Raw genomic sequence first — 24,878 nt, 5'->3', positions numbered from 1 at the left:
GCGAAGTTATTCAACCCGAAGAGCAGAAAGCCGAACGAAGACTTGAGGAGGAGTGCCATGCCACACCAGGAACCGAAAAATCTGAACGGATCGCGCAAGGTGTTTGGAGAGCAGACGACGCTGGCGCGGAGAGGCCGCCTCTCTTTGCCCCTCGCCCTTCTTCTTCTTCCGCTTCTGCTGCTCGTGCAGCCATTGTCGCTGCACGCGCAGAACAACGCCGGATTGACCGGAAGGGTGGCGGACCCATCGGGCGCCGCCATCCCGGGCGCGCAGATTACTTTGGCGAATGAAGCCACTGGGATCAAGACGCATGTCGCTGCATCCTCAGTGGGACTCTATACCGTGCCTCTGCCGGCTGGAACGTATGACATCACGGTGGAAGCGACCGGTTTTCAAAAGTTTGAGCAGACGCATGTGATTGTTGAGGTCGGCGCTCAGGTGACCAACAATATCAAGCTCACGGTGGGCGCAATCAGCCAGACAGTGGAGGTGTCATCGCTTAATTCCATCCATATGGATACCACCGATCCTCAGCTTGACTCGATGCTGCCGGATGAGGAAGTGACGGACCTTCCGCTTGAGATCAACGGCAACATGCGCCAGATCACCAGCTTTGCCACCTTGGCGCCGGGCGTCAGGTCCGGCTCCTATGGCAGCGTGACGGTGGAAGGCGGCGCGCCATCTCAGATCAACTCGGCGGGAAACTACTACAACGGCCTGCAGATTGACACCGCCTCCGACATCAACTCGGACCCGCCGTACGAAATGGTGGACCAGTTCCGCGTCATCCGCAACGCCTTTTCGGCGCGGTACGGCATGGTGCAGGGCGCGGTCGATTACAACATGCGTTCGGGCACCAACAAGTTGCACGGCGATGCCTTTTTCATCGATCGCAACAGTGTCTTCGACTCGGCTGGATTTTTCCCCTCGAACTTCAACAGCGCCGGCCAGGCGATTGCGCCGGTGGATCAGGAGACAGACTGGGGCGGCACTCTCGGCGGTCCCGTGGTTCTGCCCAAGCTCTACAACGGCCACGACAAGACCTTCTTCCTGGTAAGCCTCGACATCTTCAACAAGAACCAGGGTTTGGCGTCCTTCGGCACGGTTCCCACAGCGGCTGAGAAGCAGGGCGACTTCAGCGGCTATGTCAACTCAAAGGACCAGGTGATTCCCATCTACGATCCGCTGACTGGGAAGCAGTTCATGGGATGCAACGGCAACCAGCCGAACGTGATCTGCCCCAGCCGCATCGACCCTCTGGCGAAATCGTTGCTGCAGTACATTCCCGATCCCAATTCTCCAGGAACCAACTTCGGGATGGACAGCAATGAAACCTCCGCGGTCAAGTCAGTTCCATTCCAGACGCAGGCTTATGGCGTCACCATCAATCACCAGATCTCGCCCAGCCAGAATGTTGCGTTCACCTGGTGGCGCAATCACTATTACGTAATTCAGGAAGAAAGCGTTACTAACGGGTCGTTCAATACTTCCACCGCCATCGTTGGCCCCAGCAATCCTCTGAGCCCCGAGCAATGGGGCGTTGATACCGCCAACGTCTGGCTCGCGAACTACTCCAAGACCTTCAGCTCCAACCTGGTGATGACGGCCGGTGTCGCTGCACAGAACAAGATGCAGAACTACCAGAACAGCAACACCCCTAGCTTCCCCGGAGTCGTCAATGGCCCCGCCTATATCAGCTTCAACGGGCAGAACGCACCCACCAGCTTTGGCAACGGCAACGGCCAACACATTCAGAACTACGTGGACAACATCGGCTGGAACCTGTTCAACAATTGGATGTGGAACAAGGGCCGGCATACGTTCAACATCGGCGGCGAATACCACCACTACTACGCGACCAGCCTCAGCAACTACGGCGCCGGCCACTTCGCCTTCAGCCAGGCCGAAACTTCGACCATTCCCTCCGATCCGAACTTTTCCCAGTACGGCAGCTCATTCGCTAGCTTCCTGCTGGGCTTGCCCGATTCCGCGGGCCGCACGGCGTCAACCACTACCGCCATCAACACGAACGCGATTGCCGCGTACATCCAGGACGATTTCAAGATCACGAACAAGCTGACGCTGAACGCCGGGCTGCGCTACGACCTGATGATGCCGTACACGCTGGCCGCGAACAATAATGTGTTCCTGGCCCCCAACACCCCGAATCCCGCAGCCGGCAACCTGCCCGGCGCCGCCACGGAGTATGGCAACTGCCAGGGCTGTGCCGGTTATAACCAGATAGCTATTCACGGTCTGTACTTTGCTCCGCGCCTGGGCTTCGCCTATAACATCGACAGGAACACGGTGATTCAGGGCGGATATACCCTTACCTACCTCGGTTACGGCGGCGCTTACGGCCAGGGCGAAGGCGCGTACTCCGGGCCCACAAACATGGCCGGACTGCTGGGTGGCAGCTATACCCTGAACTCGACCGGAGGCAACACCTCCTCCTATGGCCAGTGGGACAACCCGGCCACCGGCACGGCCAATCCGATCCCCACCGTAAATCCCACGCCCTTCAGCCCGGGATTGGGCGTTGGGCAGACGATCTACTATCTGGATTACAACAAGAATGGCGAGGCGCCGATGCTTCAGATGTGGAGCTTGAGCGTTCAGCGTCAGATCCCCTGGCACACGATGCTGACCGTCGACTACACCGCGAACCGGGTCACGCATCTGTCGGGCTATAACCGCAATCCTATAAGCCAACCCAATCCTTCGGTGCTGCAGTACGGAACACTGCTGACACAAAACATCAACTCGGCCGCAGCCAAGGCGGCCGGCTTCACCCCTCCGTACGCGAACTTCGCGGCGCAGTTCGGCGGCGGTGCCACCGTCCTTCAGTCATTGAAACCCTTCCCGCAGTACTCCAACGTGGCGCGCGTGTGGGATCAGGCAGGTACTACTTACTTCAGCGCCTTCCAGATTCAAGCCGATAAGCATCTGTCGAACAACATTAACTTCCTGGCCAATATCGAACTGCCGAGGCTCTACGACAACCTCATCACAACTGTGAACAAGTACAACCAGGCGCCGGAGTGGGGTGAGGACTCGACCGGCTCGTTCGAATCGAAGCTAGCCCTTCTCTATCAGCTTCCCTTCGGTCCGGGCCAGCGCTGGCTGAACCGGGGCGAGACGGGCCGGTTGCTGGGCGGATGGCAAGTATCGGGCATTCTTACCTACAACAACTCCCAGCCACTGGCGATCACGCAGAGCGGAGGAAGTCCCTTGAACGGCAGCAACCGGCCTAACTTCAATCCCGGTGTTCCGCTCTGGTCAGGGAACTACGGTCAGATTACGCAGTTCTTCGAGGGCAAAGGGCCGGCGCCGTTATTGTTCAGCACCGGCGCGTGGAGCCTTACTGCGCCCACTAATAGCCAGTATGTGTTGGGCAACGCCAATCGTGTTTATAACGCGGTTCGCGGTCCGTGGTACCCAGTGGAGAATCTGAGCGCGAAGAAGCTGTTCCGTATCACGGAAGGGACTTCGTTCACCGTGCGGATGGACTACTTCAACGCGCTCAACCGCGTCCAGGCTCCCTTCCCAACTACGACGCTCGGTTCTTCTAACTTCGGCCAGGTCACCTCGAAGTTTTCGCCCGCCAACCGTCAGGGACAGATCGAGGCCACCTTCAACTTCTAATCACATCGCGATGGTATTGAAGAACCGCATCACACTGCGGTTTCCCCAATGAGCTCGGGAGACAAATTCCGGCCAGGCCGCAGGCACATTACTTGACTTCGTACGCCCGTCCCATCAGATTCGAAACTCAGCGACTCGTTGCGAGAACCGACCCCGCCTTAGAATTTCCGGCAGCGAGGGAACCCGCGTAATCGCTGATTTTAGAAATGGTCGGGGCGATTGGATTCGAACCAACGACCCCCTGCTCCCGAAGCAGGTGCGCTACCAGACTGCGCTACGCCCCGAACCTGTTGATCTTGCCGGAGAGATGCGCGAAAGAGGATCAGCGCTCGCCGGCTAAGAAGCCCGCGTCCGACTCAATCAGTCTAACAGAAACCCGAAGGTCCGAGTTGTTGGGCAGTTCGCTAACTCTTTTTCGAGGATTGCGGCATTGGAGTTGCAGGTGAAGGCTTAATTCCCTTGGCCTGTATCGAAGTTGCAGGTGATGGTTTGCCCTTCATCTGTAAAGCTGTAGTGGTTGCTTTTGGCTTAGTTTGCGCCGAGCTCGGTTCCACCGCCTTGCTTTGCACCGGAGTCGCAGGCGACGGCTTGACAGCTTTGGTCTGCATCGGCGTGGAAGGGGAAGGCTTCGCCGTCGTCCGTTGTCCGGCTGTGGGTTGCGCAGGCATCGGAGTCGCCGGCGAAGGCTTCTTGCGGGTGCCCGGTTTTGCGCCTGTTCCCGAAGGTGCGGAACTCGAAGGCCCTGACCTTCCAGCAGCAGGCGGATTCACACGCGGAGCCTCCTTCAGTGGTGCGGAAAATCTTCTAGGCGCGGTTCGCCGTGGCTGGTAGTGCGAATTCGAGTGTCTGTTTGCGCCCGGTACACCATACGCCTGTCCATGACGAACGATCGAACTTTCGTCGAAAGTCTGCGAGTTCGAGCCGTCGAAGTGTGCTCCGGGGGGCACGAGCGTGTTGGTGACGAACCGTCCCGGCATCGAGCCCGTGCGAAGCTCAATGCGCGAGCTGTCGATCCCTTTCTCCTGCACCAGATACTGTCGCGCGTTCAGTGCACGTTCTGCGCCTGCTTCCGGATGCTCGTTGGCGGAAGAGTTGCCGACCATCACGAGCTTCGCACCCGATTGCTGCTGCATCGTCAGCGCGATGTCATCGAGACAGCCCTTCGCCTCATTATCGACGCGTTCCGGACGGCGGTGATCGCGTTCGAAGGTGATGTGGCAGAGATCCTGCGTCTCCGCAACTGTCGGCGTCGGCGGCGTGGTGAGAGTTACCTGCGTGTTCGACTGCGCGGTCTGGCCAAGATCGTCCACGACGTTACACGTGACCGTAATTGTTGTTGCCTGAAGTCCGGCGGTCGAGAGCTTCGCTGTCGGGCCGGTCGCAGTGATCTGGCCGGCACTCGCGCTGTACGAATAGGTGAGCGGACGATTCTGTGGACTGGTTCCAGTCGTGCTGATGTCGATAGTCGTTCCTGCCGTCGCGCTTGATGGAGTCGCGGAGCAGGTCAGTGTCGGCGGTTCGAACGGCTTGATGGTGAACGGCGTGGTGCATGAGGCCTGCTGCCGCGCCTTCATGCCCTGAACGACGTGCGCGCTGACCTCGTACTCGCCCGGCGCAAGTCCGGTTGTATCGATCGTCGCCTGCGCTTGGTCGGGTTTCAGCTTGCCGCCGTTGGTCTTCCACGTGTAAGCCGCGGGCCGCTTCGCATCGAAGTTGATGGACGCTGCAGTGACAGTAATCACATCTCCGGGATAACCAACTGCCGGCTCAGCCTTGCAACCTACGTCGAGCGCCTTCGCCGCAGTGACCTCGCCCAGTTTCACGACCAGACCGCCCGAGAGCTTCAGTGCATCGATTTCTCCGAAGCCGCCTTTGACGGCCTCGGGTAAGACCAGCGGACCGTAGACAACCTGGGAGTATTGCCAGTCCGCCTGAATAATCCGAACCGCGAGATGGTCATGGAAGAACGGAGCCGTATAGTCGAGCCCGCCACCGCCTGATACTCCCCATCCCCAGGTCAATGGTTGATTGACCGGCCCGTTGTAACGCTCGCCGCCGCCCAGAGCATGGACAAACGGGATCCATGGACCCAAGGGCACACGAAACACCGGACCAGCTTCTGCGGTGTAAACGAGTTGCGAGCAGCCCTCGCCCACGCAGTTGGGGTTGTAGACCGCATGTTCGCGAACGCCAGAGAAATATCCAGCTTCTGTCGCGACGCCAATGTAACGATTGAAGTAGCCCGTGACGCTTACCGTGCCGTTGGCGTTGTTCACGTCGAAATACTGTTTGGATCCGACGCCGCTGTTGATCGGATGGAAAAACCCGTAGCCGCCGTAGACGTCGACGCGCGAGTCCGGATATTCCGTGGCGCTCTTGCTGGCCTGCGCGCTCATGTTCGCGCTCGCGCCGAGAAGGCTGGCGGCGATTGCGAGATGCGCAATCAGCCTTTGGCGGAATGCGAACATGCGGCGACTCCTTGATGCTCGAGACACGAGCGGCAAAGCACGGCAGGAACTCTCCGGGCAATGTACTGCAGCCATTCTGGCTTTGCACGACAAGTTCCACAAACCTCTGTCGATGTAGACAGTTGTGCAACGGGGGTGTAGTTGCAGTATCACCCGAGCGGACCGTACACTAGCACCATGAAGGGCGTGTACTGCTGCTGCCAGTGCTTCAGCTGTTGTTGTTGCTGATAACGCCCCCGTGCGGGTCGGATCGATGCTTCGCGCGTCTCCTGCCCCTCCTTCACTGAAACCACCAAGAAAACTGGACGTGCGTGCTGGAGATTTCTTCCAGTTGCTTCACATCCATCTCTTTTCCGGAGGCCTCAATGCCTGCCACTGTCAACGAAACCGCGTCTGCGATTGACCAACTTCACCGCAGCAGATTGAACCATCTGCAGACGTTGGAAGCCGAAAGCCTCTACATCATGCGTGAGGCAGTCGCGGAGTTCGCCCGCCCGGTGATGCTCTATTCCATTGGCAAAGATTCCAGCGTGATGCTGCGGCTGGCGCAGAAGGCCTTCTACCCGGGCAGGATTCCGTTTCCACTTCTGCATGTGGACACCAGCTACAAGTTTTCCGAGATGATCGCGTTCCGAGATTCCTATGTGCGCGAGATTGGCGCTGAACTCATCGTCCACCGCAATGAACACGCCCTCGCTGCCGGAGCAAGTCCGTGGACCCTGGGCACGCAGAACTGCTGCGGCGCGCTAAAGACACGATCGCTGCTTGATGCGCTCGAAGCGGGCGGGTTCGACGCGGCGTTCGGCGGAGCGCGTCGAGACGAGGAAAAGAGTCGCGCCAAGGAGCGCGTCTACAGCTTTCGCGATGCGCATGGCCAATGGGATCCCAAAAACCAGCGTCCGGAACTCTGGAGCCTTTACAACTCGCGGCTTCGTAAAGGCGAATCGATCCGCGTGTTTCCGCTGTCGAACTGGACGGAACTCGACATCTGGCTCTATCTCTATGCCGAGCAAATCCCGATCGTGCCGCTGTACTTCGCCGAGGAGCGGTTGGTTGTGAATCGCGCAGGAACACTGACGCTCGTCGATGAAACGACACGCCTGCTGCCACATGAACGTCCGGAAAAGATGAAGGTCCGGATGCGATCGCTGGGCTGCTCGCCTTGCACCGGAGCAATCCGCAGTGAAGCCGACACGCTGCCCAAGATCATCGAGGAACTTATCGGATTCCGTCGCAGCGAGCGCGAAAATCGCGCGATCGACCACGACGAAGAAGGGTCCATGGAGTTGAAGAAGAGAGAGGGATACTTCTGATGATCACGAGTGACAATACGCAGATGCATGCCTCCCGATCAGAGCTTGCGCGTGAACAGGCGTTTCGCTCCTTCCTCGACCGCCATCTCGATCAGGAGATGCTTCGCTTCACAACGGCTGGCAGCGTCGACGATGGAAAGAGCACGCTGATCGGCCGGCTGCTGCATGACACCAGAAGCGTCTACGAGGATCAGCTCGCCTCGATCCGCGCGAGTCGCGTAAACCGTTCCGGCGGTGAGCTCGATCTTTCGCTGTTGACCGACGGTCTGCGCGCTGAGCGCGAGCAGGGAATTACGATCGACGTTGCTTACCGCTACTTTTCGACAGCAAAGCGAAAGTTCATCATCGCCGACACGCCCGGTCACGAGCAGTACACGCGCAACATGGCCACGGGAGCATCGACGGCCGACGTCGCGATTGTGCTCATCGATGCAAAGGCCTTCGCCAAGGCTGGGTCGCTGCTTCCGCAAACGCGTCGGCACACCTACATCGCCAGTCTTTTGCGCATCCCGCACGTCGTAGCTGCTGTCAACAAGATGGATCTGGTCGGTTATGACGAGAGAGTGTTCGAACAGATCCGAACCGAATATCTCGATCTGGCCAGCAAGTTGCAGCTGGGCAGCGTCGAATTGATTCCAGTTAGCGCGCTGGCCGGCGATAACGTTGTCGAACCCTCGACCGCAATGAGTTGGTATAGCGGGCCTACGCTACTCGAGTACCTCGAAACTGTACCGCTCCAGATCGTCCCGGCAGCCGCTGAGCCGCTTCGCTTCCCGGTGCAACTCGTGGTGCGGCCCGACGCCGAATTTCGCGGCTTCGCCGGCCGCGTAGAACGCGGCGAGCTTCGCGTCGGCCAAATAGTTCGCGCGCTACCGAGCGGCCGAACAACTCGCGTCAGCAGCATCGTGACGTACGATGGCGAACTCAAGCAGGCGCGAGCAGGGCAGAGCGTCACCTTGACGCTGGAAGACGAGATCGATCTCAGCCGTGGAGAGATGCTCGCCGATGGAGATGCCGAGCCTCCGGCGAAAAGCAATGTATTCCGCGCAAGCCTCGTCTGGATGCATGAACAGCCCATCATCGCCGGTCAGAGTTATCTGCTCAAGCACACGACGCGTGTTGTGCGTGCGACGGTACGCTCGATCATGTATCGGGTCGATGTTGTGACTGCCGAGCATCGTTCTGCCTCGAAGCTACAGATGAACGACATTGCGGAAGTCGAAATCGAGACGAATTTGCCTCTCTTCTTCGACAACTACGAAGACAGCCGCTCGACCGGTTCGTTCATCCTGATGGATCCTCTGGCGAACGCGACGGTCGCGGCAGGCATGATCTCCGCCTCTGTCGACATTGCCACACCGGAGAAACCCTCGACAGCGAACCCCGCATTCATCTGGTTGCGTAATGACCACGAGTTGCTGGAGCGCGTCTTGAATGGATTTTCGGAAACGCACAAACTCGCAGTCGATATCGACGATCCTCTCATTCCAGAGTCATCGCTTCCAGCCGTAGCGCGAGCGCTCCAACTCGCGCAAGTCGCCGCGCTCACTGCGCGCGAAGACCTGAAACCGGACACCCTTGAGGCCATCAGAGATATTGTCGGCGATGCGTTGATCGACAATGAACAGCATCTTGAAAACTGGCTTACGGAGCGGCCATGAGCAACCTGGTATTGAATCCAGCTGTGGACACGGAACAATTAACTGCGGCTCAACTCGCTGATGAAGCCGTTCGAGCGTCCGGCGGCCGCGACGTCTGCCTTACAAGCAGCTTTCAGACTGAGGACATGGTGGTTCTCCATCTACTTCGTCAGCATCTGCCCGACGTTCCCGTGATCTTTCTCGAAACCGGCTATCACTTTGCCGCTCTCCTCGAATATCGTGATCGCCTCGTTCATGACTGGAAACTGAACCTCATCAACGCCGTCCCGTCCAACACAATCGCGCAGCACGAAGCGCAGTTCGGTTTGCTGCACGTAATCAATCCCACGCATTGCTGCCAGATCCGGAAAGTAGAGCCCCTGATGCGCTCACTCGAACCATACGCGTGGTGGTTTACGGGTCTACGTCGCGAACAATCACCAACCCGTGCCAACCTGAAGAAAACTGAGGATCATCGCCTGCCCAGTGGAAAACAGATGAAGAAAATCAGTATCCTTGCCGACTGGACCTGGGATCGCGTCGAGGCCTACGCAAGAGAGCATGACATTCCGCGGCTCTCGCTCTACGATGAAGGTTATTCGAGCATCGGATGCGAGCCATGCACCGCGCGGCCTGCTGCTGGAGCGGATCCTCGCAGTGGTCGATGGGGCGGCAGAAAGCTTGAGTGCGGCATCCATACCTTCAGCGAGCGGGCTTAAACGACGGAGTCAACAATGCGCGAACGGCGATCCATCGTGGAACAGTGGCAGCAAGGACCAGCCGCTGCTCTTGTCACGCTCGTCCGCGTTGAAGGCTCAAGCTATCGGCGTCGCGGCGCACGCCTGCTGGTGCGCGCGGACGGCAGCAGCACAGGCTCGATCTCCGGTGGCTGTCTGGAGGCTGAGGTCGCCCGCAAAGCCGCATGGGCTGCACGCAACGGCGCTGTCGTAGAGCGCTTTTCGACAGTGTTCGACGATACCGAAGACATGCCATATGGCTTGGGCTGCGGCGGCACGCTCGATCTGCTCATCGAACCGGTTGACACTCCGGAAGCCGCGGCTCTTCTGAACGCGATGAGCGAATCCCTCACCGGACTCCGCCGCAACGTTGTGACGTGGCTCCCTGCGAACGGCCAGTCTCTCCGTCGCGCCATTTATGACGAATCCGGAACGGTTGTCTTCGAAAGCTCGGGCAGTTCATCAGACCGTCCGCTGTTCGACGAATGGCTCGAGCCTCCTCAGCGGCTCCTGCTCTTCGGCGCCGGTGATGATGCGCAACCGATCTCCCAGCTTGCTTCACTCATGGGCTGGCGAACCTTCATCTTCGATGGCCGGCCGCAACTCGCGCGCCGCGAACGTTTCCCGGCCGCCGAAGCCATCTTCGCCTCCAGCGACTTCACGAGGGTTTTGCCGCAATCTGACGATGCTGTGGTCATCATGGCTCACAGCTACGAACAGGATCGTGCGTGGTTGAGCAGTATTCTGCCATATCAGCCGCGTTACATCGGCCTGCTTGGCTCGCGACACAGGAGTTCGCTGCTTCTGAGCGAAGCTGCTTCGACACTTGGTTGGACCGTGGATCAGGCATGCCAAAACGTCTTCGCGCCAGTAGGACTTGATCTCGGCGGTGACGGCGCTGAAGCAATCGCGTTGGCGACCATCGCTGAAATTCAGGCATGTTGCCAGGGAAAGCTTGGTCATTCGCGACGCATGACGCCGGAGATCGTTGCCGATCAGATAGCCAGAGGCGGGGCCGCACGATATCTTCAGGCGCAGTGTGCGCTGTGAGCATCGCAGCTGTTGTCCTGGCAGCCGGGGCATCACGCAGGCTAGGGCGTCCAAAGCAAAACATCGTACTCGACCGAGAGACGCTGCTTCAGAGAACCGTCAGGCTGTCACGCGAGGCTGGGCTCTCTCCAGTCTTCGTCGTCGTGCGCAAAGAAACCGAATACGCCGAAATCGCACCCTCGCCGAACCTGATCGTGGTCGTTAACCACGAGGCCGAAGAAGGCATCGCGTCTTCAATTCGTTCTGGAATCGCAGCCGCCGCACGGTACGATCTGGCGGGTACGGTGATGCTCGCATGCGATCAGCCAGCGCTTCGCGCGACCCACCTGCGCGCCCTCGCTGAAGATCAGCAACGCTTATCGGCTTCTGCCTATGCCGGTTCCCTTGGCGTTCCCGCGTACTTTCCTGTCAGTCTCTTCTCATCCCTGCTGCAGCTACACGGTGATACCGGCGCACGCAGTCTGCTGAAGAACGCGCATGCGATCGAAGCAGAAGAGCTCAGCCTGGATATTGATACAGAAGACGACCTGGGCATTGCGCGCGCTCTGTTCGAGACGCCAGGCGATCGCTAAAACGAGAGCTGCCGAAGAAATTCTTCCAGCAAATTTGCCGCGACCACGTTGCGATACATTGCCGTCGAACGAATATCATCGATCGGCTTCGACTCGCGAGTCAGCGCCGCGCGTCCAGCTCTAACTGTCTCCTCGAGGTCTTTCGCTGCCAGAGAGCGACCTCGCAGCGCATCTTCCACCTCAGTGCAGCGAAGAGGACGGTCGGCCAGTGAAGCGGCCCCAATGCGAATCTCTTCGATCTTCTGTTGCTGAACCAGAGCGATACACGCCAGCGCGGTCTTCGAAATCGCCTGTGCGTTGCGAGTTCCGACTTTGCGGATGTATTGTCGCCATTCGCTGTAACGGCGCGGCACGCTTACCGAGTACAGAATCTCATCCGGCTCAAGCTGCATTTTCTTGTAGCCAAGATGAAACGCGCTGTAGGGGATTATTCTCTCACCACGAACACTCAGCAAAGTCACCGTCGCATCATAGGCAAGCAATGCTGGCGGAGTGTCGGCGGCGGGTGATGCATTACAGATGTTGCCGCCGATCGTCCCGCGGTTCTGGTTCGCAATCGAGCCCGTCCAGGATGCCGCCTGAACCAGCAGTGGAAGCTCCCACGCGATCGTCTCATTCCTGCGTATATCCGTGAACGTAGTTCCAGCGCCTATCTGTAATGCGCCATCGCTCACCCGGATGAAGCGCAGCTCATGCAGATGCTGAATTGAAATAAGAGACCGCGATTCAAGCCTGCCCGTATTCAAGGCGACCATCAGCTCGGTCCCACCTGCGATCAACGCGTGACGTCCGCGCTCGAAGGCAATCTGCGCGAGCGCAGCTTCAAGAGTTGGCGGCGCGCTCAGGTCGTACCCGGCAACATCAGAGCGCATTCTGTGCCTCGGCAGCCCTTTGCACGGCTTGAAAAATCCTCATATATCCCGTGCAGCGACACAGATTTCCCGCAAGCCCTTCCTGAATCTCCTCAAGCGTGGGGTTCGGACGTTGATCCAGCAGATGTTGCGTCGCCAGAATCATGCCCGGTGTGCAAATACCACACTGCGCTCCACCGTTTTCAAGGAAACACTGTTGGATCGGATGCAGCCGTCCCTCCGTCGAAACGCCTTCAATCGTGCATAAATGCGTACCATTCGCCTGCAGCGCCGGAACAAGACACGAGTTCACGAGTTCCCCGTTCATCAGCACAGCGCAAGCCCCACACTCGCCTTCGCCACAGCCTTCCTTGGTTCCAGTCAGGTGAAGGTCCTCACGCAACACGTCCAGCAATCGTTTCATCGGAGGGACGTCGATTCGGTGCTGATCACCATTCACCATCATTTGAATCTGAACCGTCATGCGTTCACCTCAGGCAGAAACTCACCCAGCCTTTCAGGATCAAGATCCTCGCTCCCACCATGTCCAGGATCAGTAAAGCTGTGCGCCTTCTCGAAGATGTCCTCCGGCAGAAGAGGAATCGAATCGAAGCTGAGGCCAGTCGCATTTTCAATTGCGTTCAGAATTGCAGGGGCAGGCCCGTCCATCGGCAACTCACCAATGCCCTTTGCTCCGCACGGTCCATGCACGCACGGAACCTCTTCAAAGTGCACATGAATCTCCGGAAGATCCGCACTTGTCGGCATGATGTAGTTTGTCATCTGGTTGTTCATCATGCGGCCGTGCTTCCAGACGCACTTCTCGTACAGTGCATATCCAATTGCCTGCGCCACGCCACCTTCGATTTGGCCCTTCGCAAGCACAGGGTGCATGATCTTTCCGACTTCCTGCAGAGCATCAAAGCGCGCTACCGACGCGCTATACGTATTCAGATCGACAGCGACTTCTGCGACGTAAACCGCCCAGGCATAGGCAGGATACGCATCTCCGTGAAACAGCCCATCGTCCCATTCCACCGGCCGTACGGGCTCATACCGAACAGAGCATCGCAACTCGCCATGAGCGTTCAGGTAAGCCAAAGCAGCTTTCGTAAATTGCTCCGGCGTATGGTCTGCCGGCAGGCCGGATTCGATCCGCAGTTTGTCCAGCAATTGCTTACTCGCACGCTCAACGAGCTTCCCGACCACCATCGCCGTGCGGCTTGCAACCGTGGGACCCGAGTTGGGAACAAGGAACGTATCGGGTTGCGCAATCATCACCTGCTCATACGGAATCTGCAGCGTCTGCGCGGCAACTTGGCACAGAATCGTATTCGTGCCTTGGCCGAACTCCGTAGACGAAACAAGAATCTGCGGCCGCCCATCCGGCAGCAGTTCAACTGCAACCACTGAGTTCAATCGGCGTTCGCCTGAACCGGTAAACCCCGACCCATGCATGAACGCTGCAATCCCTATTCCGCGCTTAATCGCGGATCCGCGGTTCTGCTCGGCAAATCGCGCGAGCTTTGCGTGATAGTCGCTCTCTTCCAGCGCTCGATTGAGCAGGCGTTGCATGTCGACGGGTTCCCCTAACACCTGCCCCGTTGCCGTCTGATCGCCCGTCGTGAGGAAGTTGCGACGCCGCAGTTCTTCCGGCGAGATCCCGACAGCGCGCGCTACCTTGTCCATGTGGCGCTCCAGCGCGAATAGAGACTGCGGCGCACCGAATCCTCGGAACGCTCCGCGCGGCGGTAGGTTCGTCGCCATTGCTTTGGCCCGCACGCGCACATACGGCCACTTGTAAGGTCCTGGAGCGTGAATCGTCGCTCGCGATAGAACGACGGGCGAAAGCGTCGCATATGCTCCTCCGTCGAGAGCAATATCAATCTCGCACGCGAGCAGCTTGCCTTCTTTCGACACTGCCGTGCGGTGACGCGTGCGCGACGGGTGCCGCTTGGTCGTCGCCGCCATATCTTCCGCGCGGTCATAGATCATCTTCACCGGATGCCCGCACTTCATCGCGAGCAACGCCGCGTGCGAGCCGATTACAGACGGAAAATCTTCCTTGCCGCCAAATGCCCCACCCGTCTCTGTCTGAATCACTCTGCACTTTTCTTCCGGCAGACCGAAGACCAGAGTTAGTGCGTGCACCAGGTAATACGGACATTGCATCGATCCGCGCACGCAAACGCTGACAACATCCCCTCTCTCATCCTTCTCGCACTCGGCCATCACGCCATTTGGCTCAATGTAGAGCTGCTCCTGCGCGCCCGTGTGATACTCGCCCTCCACGATGTAATCAGCAGCTTCAAAGGCCCGGGCAAGTCCGTCCTCCGTCTCCTTTGCTTCGCCCGAGTGAAGTACATATTGCTTGAAGCAATTCGCTGTCCCGCCGTAGTCGCTGCCTTCCCAGATAATCCGATCAACGTCGTTGGTCGCTACAGCAGTCTCTGACTCCTCGATCGTGAACACACCCGGCAATTCGTCATACTCGATGCGCACCCCCGCCATGCCCGCAAGCAGCGACGCCTTCTGAGGGTGCGCAAGCAACAGGATCGGCTCCTCAGGATGGTTCACCTTGTTTGCAGCCAGACACGGATGATCTTTCGTCAGATGTACGATCGTGTTTTCGCCGGGAATGTCACTCGCCCGCACAATCGCGAACTGCGACCAGTCAACCTCCGGCGCGAAGTGAATCGCCCGAATCCGGCCGCGAGCAATAGACGAGCGCACCGTCGCGCCGTGCCACATTCCCGGAAGGCTCAGGTCGTCAACGTACTTCGCTTGACCGAGCACCTTCGCCCGCCCCTCTTTTCGGAGAGGCGACGTGCCCACAATGTCATCACGTTCCGGCATAGTTCACGCGGTTCAACGGCTGTAGATTCCGAAAAGGATAGTACGAAAGCCGTGTCTGCGTCACGCCTATGCTTCAGAAGTGGCGAAGCCGAGATCGCGGTTGCGCATCCGCCGCCCGCTGATTTGTAGCTTCAGAAGACCCGCTCGGACGCTCCATCGTCCGCTCAATCGAGCGGCTGACCAGATCACGTGAGCCAAGCCCCACAGCGAGCGACAACGTCAGAACAATCCCGCCGAACAGAATGCCAAACGCAAGACTTACGATGGCGCCGCCGATATGCAGATGGTCCAGCGCCATCGCCGCCGCGAGCACCATCACCAGCCACTTCACTCCGACAGAAAGGATCCGTGCATACTGCAGTTGCGCGTTGACTGCGCTAATGAGAACCGACCGCGCCAGAAAGCGCGCGATCACCGTCCCCGCAAACAGAATCAGGACCGCTCCAATCACATGCGTGAGATACGGCAGCAGAAAGATCGGCATCTGGTTGTCGGCAGAGTAGGAAGCCGCAAACGCCGAGATCCCAACGGCTACACCGACGAGCGTGCAAAGCCAGAACAGCGCGCGTGCGGCCAGTCGTGAGGGCGGCTGATTCGACGTCCACTCGAACAAACTCGCCGGCGTGCCGCTGGCCGGTCCTCTGCTCAGCCGTTCATCAAAACGCGTCATCGTAAGAATCCGCCGAACGACCCCGCCAACAATCGCTCCCACGATCGCAAATAAGATCACTGCCACAAGGAACGCAAGCAGGCCGGGAAGAAAACTGACCAGCACGACCAGCACACGGTGCATGGACTGACGAAGTGCAAATTCAATCTGCTGACCCATCATCCATTCCTTTCCGGACTGCGTATATGCGGCAATACCGCGCTCGAATTGAAGCAGGATTGTCATGGATTAAACCGATCCGGCCAGCGCCAGCGGGCCACAAGGTAAGGCTTCTCGCGTTCGAACGCCGCCGCCGTCTCCTCGCGATGAGTCGCCGCCGTCGCATCGTCCGTCACCGCCCTCAACGTGGAGGCGACCCAGGCGAGGTAAACCGGTGTGAACGCTCCCAGCAAGTGCCCGCGATTAAGAGACCGCAGGTGAAATGCAAGTGCAAAATCATAGACCAGCCGGGCCCAGAGCGCCGGCGCCATCGCAAACGCCTCCGGCTCTGCAATCGAAAGCTTCTTTAGCGCAAGCAGCGATTGCGGCGGCAAAGCGAGCGCCCATATCTCCTGCAGATTCCGGTGGGCCAGTCGGAACGCCTCCACCATGCCCGGCAACTCCTCCGCAAGATCACCATTGCTGCCATTCTTCTGCAGAACAGATGGCTCACGCATTGGTGGGGCGGGCCCACGCGACCGTTGCCAAAACTGGGCCTTCGCTTCTATATCCGCGAAGATGCCTCCCGCAACCGTCACGAAGAGCGTGTTGAAATCCGACGTAGCCGGCGCCGATGGTGCTGGCGCGCCGGAATCGACCTGGCGGACGTTGAATCCTGCCGCTGCGCTCTCCGCGACGGGCCACAGCAGGGCGTCAACCTGAGCCGCAGCTTGGCGCTGAGCCACTGCCGCCATACGTTCCACCATGCGGCGCGACATAGCCGCATCCATCGGCAGCGGGAATCGAATGTTCGCCGCGAACAGTGCTCGTGTCAGCGGGTAAAGCAGTGCTGAGGTTACCAGCCCATCATGGGCTCCCAGTGAATACGACGGCACAGCCAGGTCACTGCCTGCTGCAAGCCTGTCCGCCATCTCGCGGATCGTCCTGACCGGCAACGCGGCAACATCGCCACCCAGCAGAAGCACCTGCGCCGCGTCGTGCCGCTGCACCAACTCGTTCGCAGCCATGTAGTCGCCTGCGGTCAGCACCCAGTCACTCCGCACGCGGGTTCCATCAAACACTGTTAGCGGAAGTGCCTGTCCGAACTCGGGCTCCTCAATATCTGGAGAAGCGATCAACACCTCATCCGGCCTGAATACCGTCGCAAGATCCGCCAGCAGTCCCGATAACACATCGTCCGGCAGCGAGGGCACACACAACAGCAGGCGTGGCGAATCGCCCGCCGGTGGACGCTGCTCAGCAGCTGCTTGTGGTGAAGCGCCGAACCCTTCGATGCTGGAGGGAGATGCCATACCGATCAGTCAAATGCCCTTCTGCAGCTTGGATGCGCTTACAGACAGTCTATGCCGTTCACCCGAGGAGTTCACGCACACCCGCCAGGGGTATATGCAGCCACGTCGGCCTGTTATTCAATTCGTAGGCCAGTTCATAACACGCCTTCTCCAGCAGCAGCGCTCGCAAAAACAGTTGTGCCTTCTCTGGTGCGGGCATCAGCGGGCTGCCATCAATTGTCTCCCGATAACCCCGCAGAAATTCACTCGAAACCGAGCGCTCCCACAGCGTGGCCCAGGGTTCCAGCGTTGAACTGTGTTCCGGCCGTCGCGCACTGTGCTTTCCCAGCGCCGCGTGCGCCGCATAGCTGAAGCTCCGCAGCATACCCGCGACATCGCGCAACGGAGACTGCTTCTTTCGCCGCTCCTCCAGCGATCGAGCCGGCTCTCCCTCGAAATCCACGAACAGGAAATCCGTGCGCGCACGAAGAAGCTGCCCCAGGTGAAGATCGCCGTGAATCCGGATCCGCTGCCCAAACTGGGCCGGATCGCCGCTCAGCTCCGCAAGCCGCTCTTTCACGCTACCCCGCCGTGCCAGAATCTCCTGCGCCTGTTGCAAGGTCTCCGGCGCGAGCTCGTGTTCCGAGCTTGTCAACGTACGCTCCAGCAGCGCCAGACCAGTCGTTATCTGCTGCTCAATTCTTTCGCGCTCCGTCGCAAGTTCCTCACGGCTAAACGCCTCAGCCTCGAACGCCATATCGTTTGTCGGCGTCGCCAGCGCCAGGTGCAACTCCGCCGTTCGTCGCCCCAGCAGATGCGCCGCCTCCAGATACAGCCCGGCATGCTCTCGCGCCTCCGGAGGAAGATCATCGGCCTGATCGAATCCCACCGGAGAACCCACAGACGACGGCGCCGGGCATCCGACAACCGATTCGTAATACTGACCGAGCTCTTCCAGCGTCCATGACCATCCATCGCCCTGGTTACGCGCAAACGTTTGGAGGAACGCGACTGTCGCATAATCACTGGCGCGATGCAGGTCCCCAAGATACGCCGGAATATGCGCGAAATGCGCAATCTCCGTGAGAAACCGCGTCATCTCCACCTCGGGATTCTCGCCCGCGCTGATCTTCCGAAACAGCTTCAGAATCGCCAGATCGCCATAAATCATGCTGGTGTTCGACTGTTCCGCTGATCCCACTCGCGAACTCGCCGCAAGCAACGGCTCCGCATCCAATGCACGCGAGCGCGTGTTCAACAAAGCCGGCTCCTCTCCCGCCAGACTCGCGGCATCCTTCTCGGCGATCATGCGCAGCAACGCCTTCCGGAATCCCTCGTCCGCTGTCGCGTCGTAAAGCACCGGCCCTTTTTGGCTGTTATCCAGTGACGCAATTACCGCCCGCGGTGAGTTCACGCGCAGTTCCTCTGCCTGCGCTCCAGACGCCACAGCAAGTGGAATCTGGTACACCTCCGTCGCCGTGCTGGGTTCATTCTTGTAGCAGACTTCAACTGTCGTCAGCGCAGCCTGGCTTGCTGGCAAACGCGTGGATGAAGTCACGCGCACGGAGGCAATCGTCCGCGACTTGCCGCCGAACCACCGCTGTTGCGCGATATACCCCGGCAGCACTTGCTGCAGAAACGCCTGCGCCTCTGGCGTCAGGATTCCCTCAGTTGTGAACGCCGCTGCCGTGACAAGCTTCAAGTCCACTGCCGCCGACTTGCTTTCCACCACCGCAGGCTCCGGCTCGCGCACCGCCGGCTGAATCTCCAGCCACAAGAAACTGTACGGAGCGAGCGTCAGCGGATACGGCTGAGTTCCGATCTCCGGAAATGACACATACCCCAACATCTCCACCGGCTGCCGTCCCACAAACCGCGCGAGATCCAATGCAACCGGCTGCGCAAACCGCGACAGGTTCGCCACACAAAGCACCGTCTCCGACTGCATTCCATCCGGGCTCTGATAGTCGCGAATATACGCCAGGATCTTGCGATTCTCCGGGTGCAGAAACTCCAGCGTCCCGCGTCCAAACACCTGGAAGAGCTTCCGCAACGCAATCATGTTGCGCGTCCAGTGCAGCAGCGACGACGGATCCGCCTGCTGCGCCTCCACATTGATCGCCTGGTAGCCCCAGATCGGATCCATGATTACCGGAAAATACAATTTCGCCGGCACCGCCTTGCTGAACCCGGCATTGCGATCCGAGTTCCACTGCATGGGAGTGCGCACACCATTACGGTCGCCGAGATAGATGTTGTCACCCATCCCAATCTCATCGCCGTAGTACATAATCGGCGTTCCCGGAAAGCTGAACAGCAGCGAATTCAGCAGCTCAATGCGCCTGCGATTGTTATCGACCAGCGGCGCGAGCCTCCGCCGAATCCCCACATTGATCCGCATACGCGGATCGGCCGAGTACGCGAGATACATATAGTCGCGCTCGTCATCCGTCACCATTTCGAGCGTGAGCTCGTCGTGGTTGCGGAGAAAAATTCCCCACTGGCAGTTGTGCGGAATATCGGGCGTCTGCGCCATGATGTCCGTAATCGGCAGGCGGTCCTCCTGCCGAATCGCCATATAAATACGTGGCATCAGCGGAAAGTGAAACGCCATGTGGCACTCGTCGCCCTCGCCGAAGTAAGGCCGCACATCCGCAGGCCACTGATTCGCCTCGGCCAGAATCAGGCGGTTTGCATATCCCTCATCAATCGCCGCACGAATCTGCTTGATCTTCTCGTGCGTCGGGGGCAGATTTTCGCAGTTGGTTCCATCGCGTTCCACAAGGTACGGAATTGCGTCCATGCGCATCGCGTCCACACCCATGTCGAGCCAGAAACGCATCGCCTTCAACACCTCTTCCATCACGGCGGGATTATCGAAATTCAAGTCCGGCTGATGCGAAAAGAAGCGGTGCCAGTAGTACTGCTGCGCCACATCGTCCCACGTCCAGTTGGACTTCTCCGTGTCCGTGAAGATGATCCGCGCGTCTCTGTAGAGCTGATCCGTATCGCTCCACACATAAAATTCCCGCTCCGGCGATCCCTTCGGCGCTCTTCGCGCGCGCTGAAACCACGGATGCTGATCACTCGTGTGGTTGATGACCAGCTCGATCATCACCTGCATGTTGCGCGCATGCGCTGCGTTTAGAAACTGCTTGAAGTCGTCAATCGTCCCATACGACGGGTTCACATCCGTGTAGTTCGCAATGTCGTACCCATCATCCCGCAGCGGGGAGGGGAAGAACGGCAGTACCCAAAGGCACGTGACGCCAAGGTCCTGCAGATAATCCAGCTTTGACAGCAGCCCCTGGAAATCGCCAATGCCGTCGTCATTCGAGTCCATGAACGCGCGCACGTGCAGTTCGTAAATAACCGCGTCCTTGTACCAGAGAGGATCAGTAGCGCTGCAGGGCTTCTTCACTTGCTCGTGCCTTTCAACAGTTCATCTTCTGCGTTTGGATGCAGCGCTTGCCGAATCGTGTGTTCAGGGCCTCACAATGCGGAACACATGCGCCGGCATCTCCCACGGCCGCAGCGCCACGTAGTTCCACTGGTTGTTCCACGTATACGTCGCGCCCGTCAACAGCTCTTCAACCATAAAGCTGCCCTTCCACGGCAGCCCCAGCGCATCCAACTTCAAATCCAGCCACGCCGTCTGCTCAGTCGCAGGGTCAAGGTTGACCACCACCAGAATCACATTGCTCTTATCCGCCGTCGCTTTCGAGTAGCAAAGAAGCTGAGGATTTGGTGCGTCGTGAAACACCAGGTGCTCATTCCTCTCCAGCGCACGATTCTCTTTCCGGATGCGGTTCAACTTCGTAATCAGCGGAGCAATCGACTCTGGCGCACTTCGGTTCCACTCTCGAATCTGATATTTCTCGCTGTCCAGGTACTCCTCGCTTCCAGTTTTGCCCGGAGCAGGTTTCGCCGGCCGCCACTCGCACAGCTCGAACGCTGGCCCATAAATTCCCCAGTTCGCACTCAACGTGGACGCAAGCACTGCGCGCAACTGGAATACCGCGCTCCGCTTGACCGGATCGGGCTCCTGCAACTGCGCATGCAGAATGTCCGGCGTATTCGGCCACACGTTCGGGCGGAAAAAATCCGACACCGGCGGATTCGAAATCTCTTCAAAGTAGTCCTGCAACTCGCCCTTCGTCGTCCTCCACGTGAAATACGTATACCCCTGCGTGTAGCCACCCTTCGCCAGCGAATACATCACATGCGGGCGCGTAAACGCCTCCGCCAGGAAGATCACCTCGGGATGCGTCTTCCGTATCTCCGCGATGCACCACTCCCAGAACGGCAGCGCTTTCGTATGCGGATTGTCGACGCGAAACACGCGCACACCGTGATCCACCCAGTACTTGAACACGCCATACAGCGCATCCCACAGCCCGCGCCAGTCCTTCGTCTCGAAGTTCAGCGGATAAATATCCTGGTATTTCTTCGGCGGATTCTCCGCATACTGGATTGTTCCATCCGGCCGGATCGTAAACCAATCCGGATGGTTCTTCACCCACGGGTGATCGGGCGAGCATTGGAACGCAATGTCCAGCGCAATCTCCATCCCATGCGCCTGTGTCGCCTTTACCAGGTGCTCGAAATCCTGCATCGTGCCAAGCTGCGGATGCAGCGCCGTGTGTCCACCCTCCGCGCCGCCAATTGCCCACGGGCTGCCCACATCCTCCGGGTCCGACTTCACCGAATTGTTCTTGCCCTTGCGATACTGCACGCCGACAGGATGAATCGGCGGCATGTACAAGATGTCAAAGCCCATCGCCGCAATCTCCGGCAGCCGCGCTTCCATGTCGCGAAACGTTCCATGCTGCCCCGGCACAGGCGAGCAGGACCGCGGAAACAGCTCATACCACGCGGAGAATCGTGCTCGTTCGCGGTCGACCCACAGCGGCAGCTCGCGGTCGAGCTTCGTCGCAAAGCTCAGATCCGGATACTTTCTCACCAGCGCTTCCAGCTCCGGCGTTATGGGCGAGTCATAGTAAGGCAGATTTGCATCCGCCAGATGGCGCAACTGCGCCGCAGCCTCCGTAAGCCTCTTTCCATCAGCCGCATCTGTCTTCTCCGCCCGATCCGCCGCCGCCTCCAACAGGTTCGCTCCAATCCGCAGCGCCAGCGGAATATCCTGCGGCGTCACCTGCGCGGTCGGCTCCTTCGGGTCCGGCTGCGCATCCAACCGCTTCACCAGATCGTGCGACCACGTGTCGAAGTGATCCACCCATCCCTCTATCGTGAAGCTCCACGCGCCAATCCGGTCCACTGGAAACCGTGCCTGCCAGAGATCATTGGTCAAGGGCTCGAAACGGGCCTCGCACCACTCCTTTTCGCTCTCGTGCCTGTACAGCACGCGCCCGGCGACATGGTCGTGTCCATCTCCAAAGATCGCCGCCGTCACCCCCACGACATCGCCGATCACGCGTTTCGCCGGATATCTGCCGCCATCCACCACTGGCTGCACCTCTTCGATCACAACGCGCCGGCGTCCCTCGGTTGGCTTCATGCTGCGGCCTCCGTCAAAAAAATCAATCTGCCGTTGCAGTCTAACTCGCCCGCGGTTGCCCTCGGGCCGGCCTGCATCCAACCTCATTAGAAGCAGAAACTGCAGACTCGTGAGCGCAAGCCCGAAAAACCTGCATGAGGTCGCGAAACGGAGACTTCTTTGCCAGAGTGGTTTCGAAAGCACGACCGCAAACCTCTCCACGGTGCGCGCATTGAGGACTACGCCGTCATCGGCGACCTCGAAACCGCCGCGCTCGTCAGTCGCGAGGGCTCTATCGACTGGCTCTGCTGGCCTACCTTCGCCTCTGGAGCCTGCTTCGCAGCGCTGCTCGGCACGCGGGACAACGGCTACTGGAGCCTTCGCCCGCGCGACAAGATTACCGCCATTCAGCGCCGCTACCGCCCCGGCACCCTCATCCTCGAGACCACCTTCACCACCGCGTCCGGCGAGCTTCTGCTCACCGATTTCATGCCGCCCCGCGGCAAACACTCTGACGTCGTGCGCATCCTTCGCTGCACACGCGGGAAAGTCGCCATCCGCATGGAGCTCGCGCTGCGCTTCGACTACGGCCTCACCGTTCCCTGGGTCACCAGCGCCGACCACGAAATCCGCGCCGTCGCCGGCCCGAACATGGTCGTGCTTCGCAGCAGTTGCGCCGGCTCCAAGGCCGCCGAGCTCCACGGCGAACGCCTCACCACCGTCAGCGAGTTCACCCTCCGCGCCGGCCATCAACAATGCTTCGTCCTAACCTATGCCAGTTCGATCGAGAAGGTCCCGGAACCCGTCCCCGTCGACGACGCGTTCAATGACACTGAAAGTTTCTGGCGCGAGTGGATCGGCCGCTCCAAATACGACGGTCCTTACAAAGACATCGTCGAGCGCTCGCTCCTCACGCTCAAAGCGATGACCTACCACCCCACCGGCGGCATCGTCGCCGCCGTCACGGCAGGCCTTCCCGAGGAAATCGGCGGCGAGCGCAACTGGGACTACCGCTACTGCTGGCTGCGTGACACCGCCTTCACCTTGATGGTCCTCATGCGCGCCGGCTACACGGACGAAGCCGTGGGCTGGCGGCTCTGGCTTCTCCGCGCCATCGCCGGCAACCCCGATCAGCTCCAAACCCTCTACGGCATCGGCGGCGAGCGCAAGCTCATCGAGTGGGAGGCTGCCTGACTGCCCGGCTATGAGTGTTCGCAGCCCGTCCGCATCGGCAACGCCGCCTCCGAACAGTTTCAGCTCGACGTCTACGGCGAAGTCAGCGCCGCGCTCGCCCGCACTCCTGAGGCTACAGACGACATCCGCGTGCCCGCAGCCGATCTGCAGGGCTACCTCATGGATCACCTCTGCGACATCTGGCACCTTCCCGACGAAGGCATCTGGGAGGTTCGGGGCGGACGCAAGCACTTCGTGCACAGCAAGGTCATGGCCTGGGTCGCGCTCGACCGCGCCATCAAGCATCACGAACACTACGACGGCGCCGGCGATGTAAAACGCTGGCGCAAGAATCGCGACAAGCTTCACGCTGAAATCTGCAAAAAAGGCTTCAACAAACGCCTCAACTCCTTCACGCAAAGCTACGGTTCCAGCAACGTCGACGCCTCCTGCCTGCGCCTTGCGCTCGTCGGCTTCCTTCCGCCCGACGATCCCCGCATCATCGGCACCATCGACGCCATCCAGAAGCACCTCATGAGGGATGGCTTGGTCCAGCGTTACAACGCCGCAAAGACCAAGGATGGCCTCAGCGGCTGTGAAGGCGCCTTCCTCGCCTGCAGCTTCTGGCTCGTCGTCTGCCTCTGGCTCATCAACCGCAAGGACGAATCAACGCGCCTCTTCGAGCGTCTCCTTTCACTCACCAATGATGTCGGTTTGCTCAGCGAGGAGTACGATGCGAAGAACGGCCGCATGCTGGGTAACTTCCCGCAGGCCCTCTCGCATATCGCACTGGCGCACGCGGCGTTTACAGTGTCCGGCCAATGGCAACCTGAACCGTACTCGCCCAGCCTCTAGCACTCGCGGATGCAACCTCGTCCGCATCCCAGCGACTCTATCGGGAGAGAGACTGCAATTAGATCTCCAACCCTGACACCAAAACTGTGGCCTGCACGCTGTTGCAGATCTGTAAAGGAGA

At 59.4% G+C, this 24,878-nt stretch carries 14 protein-coding genes, 1 tRNA gene and 1 pseudogene; 7 read left to right on the top strand and 9 right to left on the bottom strand.

All coding sequences use genetic code 11. The features are described from left to right. Positions 1-57 precede the first annotated feature (57 nt). Positions 58-3,645, top strand: a complete 3,588-nt coding sequence (locus VGU25_11765; protein HEV2577875.1) for a TonB-dependent receptor — start codon at positions 58-60, stop codon at positions 3,643-3,645. A 207-nt stretch (positions 3,646-3,852) separates the two neighbouring features. Here the strand turns inward: VGU25_11765 and VGU25_11760 are convergent. After that, positions 3,853-3,929 (bottom strand) — tRNA-Pro (locus tag VGU25_11760). 120 nt (positions 3,930-4,049) lie between these two features. Then, positions 4,050-6,113, bottom strand: coding sequence for a hypothetical protein (locus VGU25_11755; protein HEV2577874.1), 2,064 nt, complete (start codon positions 6,111-6,113; stop codon positions 4,050-4,052). A 365-nt stretch (positions 6,114-6,478) separates the two neighbouring features. Here VGU25_11755 and cysD point away from each other — a divergent pair, with 365 nt between their 5' ends. From cysD to VGU25_11730, 5 genes are read left to right on the top strand one after another with little or no spacing between them, the layout of a single operon-like run. Continuing rightward, positions 6,479-7,426, top strand: a complete 948-nt coding sequence (gene cysD, locus VGU25_11750) for a sulfate adenylyltransferase subunit CysD (GenBank protein ID HEV2577873.1) — start codon at positions 6,479-6,481, stop codon at positions 7,424-7,426. Continuing rightward, positions 7,426-9,087, top strand: a complete 1,662-nt coding sequence (cysN, locus tag VGU25_11745; protein HEV2577872.1) for a sulfate adenylyltransferase subunit CysN — start codon at positions 7,426-7,428, stop codon at positions 9,085-9,087. Before cysD ends, cysN begins: the two co-directional genes overlap by 1 nt. Then, entirely contained in the window at positions 9,084-9,785 is a 702-nt protein-coding gene (locus VGU25_11740) for a phosphoadenylyl-sulfate reductase (GenBank protein ID HEV2577871.1), read from the top strand. The genes cysN and VGU25_11740 overlap by 4 nt, the downstream gene beginning before the upstream one ends. Before the next feature lie 15 nt (positions 9,786-9,800). Then, positions 9,801-10,853, top strand: coding sequence for an XdhC family protein (locus tag VGU25_11735; protein ID HEV2577870.1), 1,053 nt, complete (start codon positions 9,801-9,803; stop codon positions 10,851-10,853). Next, positions 10,850-11,425, top strand: coding sequence for a nucleotidyltransferase family protein (locus VGU25_11730; protein HEV2577869.1), 576 nt, complete (start codon positions 10,850-10,852; stop codon positions 11,423-11,425). The genes VGU25_11735 and VGU25_11730 overlap by 4 nt, the downstream gene beginning before the upstream one ends. Here VGU25_11730 and VGU25_11725 read toward each other — a convergent pair. The 7 genes from VGU25_11725 to VGU25_11695 all read right to left on the bottom strand — a co-directional run bounded on the left by VGU25_11725 (position 11,422) and on the right by VGU25_11695 (position 22,750). Then, on the bottom strand, positions 11,422-12,297 hold the full coding sequence (locus VGU25_11725) for a xanthine dehydrogenase family protein subunit M (protein HEV2577868.1): 876 nt from the start codon (positions 12,295-12,297) through the stop codon (positions 11,422-11,424). The two genes, VGU25_11730 and VGU25_11725, sit on opposite strands and share 4 nt — an antisense overlap. Continuing rightward, positions 12,287-12,760, bottom strand: coding sequence for a (2Fe-2S)-binding protein (locus tag VGU25_11720; protein HEV2577867.1), 474 nt, complete (start codon positions 12,758-12,760; stop codon positions 12,287-12,289). Before VGU25_11720 ends, VGU25_11725 begins: the two co-directional genes overlap by 11 nt. Beyond that, positions 12,757-15,132 (bottom strand): xanthine dehydrogenase family protein molybdopterin-binding subunit, encoded by a 2,376-nt coding sequence (locus VGU25_11715; GenBank protein HEV2577866.1) that lies wholly within the window; start codon positions 15,130-15,132, stop codon positions 12,757-12,759. The genes VGU25_11720 and VGU25_11715 overlap by 4 nt, the downstream gene beginning before the upstream one ends. Before the next feature lie 73 nt (positions 15,133-15,205). Then, a complete protein-coding gene (locus VGU25_11710; GenBank protein HEV2577865.1) occupies positions 15,206-16,027 on the bottom strand; it encodes a hypothetical protein in 822 nt (273 codons plus the stop codon). Then, the gene (locus VGU25_11705; protein HEV2577864.1) at positions 16,024-17,253 is read right to left on the bottom strand and encodes a hypothetical protein; all 1,230 of its coding nucleotides are present in this window, start codon (positions 17,251-17,253) and stop codon (positions 16,024-16,026) included. Before VGU25_11705 ends, VGU25_11710 begins: the two co-directional genes overlap by 4 nt. 58 nt (positions 17,254-17,311) lie before the next feature. Beyond that, positions 17,312-20,653 carry a maltose alpha-D-glucosyltransferase gene (gene treS / locus VGU25_11700; GenBank protein ID HEV2577863.1) on the bottom strand — a complete coding sequence of 1,114 codons (3,342 nt, stop codon included), beginning with the start codon at positions 20,651-20,653 and terminating at the stop codon, positions 17,312-17,314. 63 nt (positions 20,654-20,716) lie between these two features. After that, positions 20,717-22,750 carry an alpha-1,4-glucan--maltose-1-phosphate maltosyltransferase gene (locus VGU25_11695; protein HEV2577862.1) on the bottom strand — a complete coding sequence of 678 codons (2,034 nt, stop codon included), beginning with the start codon at positions 22,748-22,750 and terminating at the stop codon, positions 20,717-20,719. Positions 22,751-22,909: 159 nt separating this feature from the next. On the opposite strand from VGU25_11695, the pseudogene VGU25_11690 reads away from it, so the two are divergent. After that, positions 22,910-24,757 (top strand): annotated as a pseudogene (locus VGU25_11690) (glycoside hydrolase family 15 protein). The last annotated feature ends 121 nt before the right edge of the window (positions 24,758-24,878 follow it).

The sequence above is a fragment of the Acidobacteriaceae bacterium genome (assembly GCA_035944135.1).
GTDB lineage: Bacteria > Acidobacteriota > Terriglobia > Terriglobales > Acidobacteriaceae > Granulicella.
This window is presented reverse-complemented; position numbering and strand designations above follow the sequence as displayed.

Coding starts and splice junctions, on each gene's coding strand:
- cysD (HEV2577873.1), top strand. CDS start 6,479: ATGCCTGCCACTGTCAACGAAACCGCGTCTGCGATTGACCAACTTCAC.
- VGU25_11695 (HEV2577862.1), bottom strand. CDS start 22,750: ATGAAGCCAACCGAGGGACGCCGGCGCGTTGTGATCGAAGAGGTGCAG.
- VGU25_11755 (HEV2577874.1), bottom strand. CDS start 6,113: ATGTTCGCATTCCGCCAAAGGCTGATTGCGCATCTCGCAATCGCCGCC.
- VGU25_11710 (HEV2577865.1), bottom strand. CDS start 16,027: ATGACAATCCTGCTTCAATTCGAGCGCGGTATTGCCGCATATACGCAG.
- VGU25_11740 (HEV2577871.1), top strand. CDS start 9,084: ATGAGCAACCTGGTATTGAATCCAGCTGTGGACACGGAACAATTAACT.
- VGU25_11765 (HEV2577875.1), top strand. CDS start 58: ATGCCACACCAGGAACCGAAAAATCTGAACGGATCGCGCAAGGTGTTT.
- VGU25_11735 (HEV2577870.1), top strand. CDS start 9,801: ATGCGCGAACGGCGATCCATCGTGGAACAGTGGCAGCAAGGACCAGCC.
- VGU25_11725 (HEV2577868.1), bottom strand. CDS start 12,297: ATGCGCTCTGATGTTGCCGGGTACGACCTGAGCGCGCCGCCAACTCTT.
- cysN (HEV2577872.1), top strand. CDS start 7,426: ATGATCACGAGTGACAATACGCAGATGCATGCCTCCCGATCAGAGCTT.
- VGU25_11720 (HEV2577867.1), bottom strand. CDS start 12,760: ATGACGGTTCAGATTCAAATGATGGTGAATGGTGATCAGCACCGAATC.
- VGU25_11705 (HEV2577864.1), bottom strand. CDS start 17,253: ATGGCATCTCCCTCCAGCATCGAAGGGTTCGGCGCTTCACCACAAGCA.
- VGU25_11715 (HEV2577866.1), bottom strand. CDS start 15,132: ATGCCGGAACGTGATGACATTGTGGGCACGTCGCCTCTCCGAAAAGAG.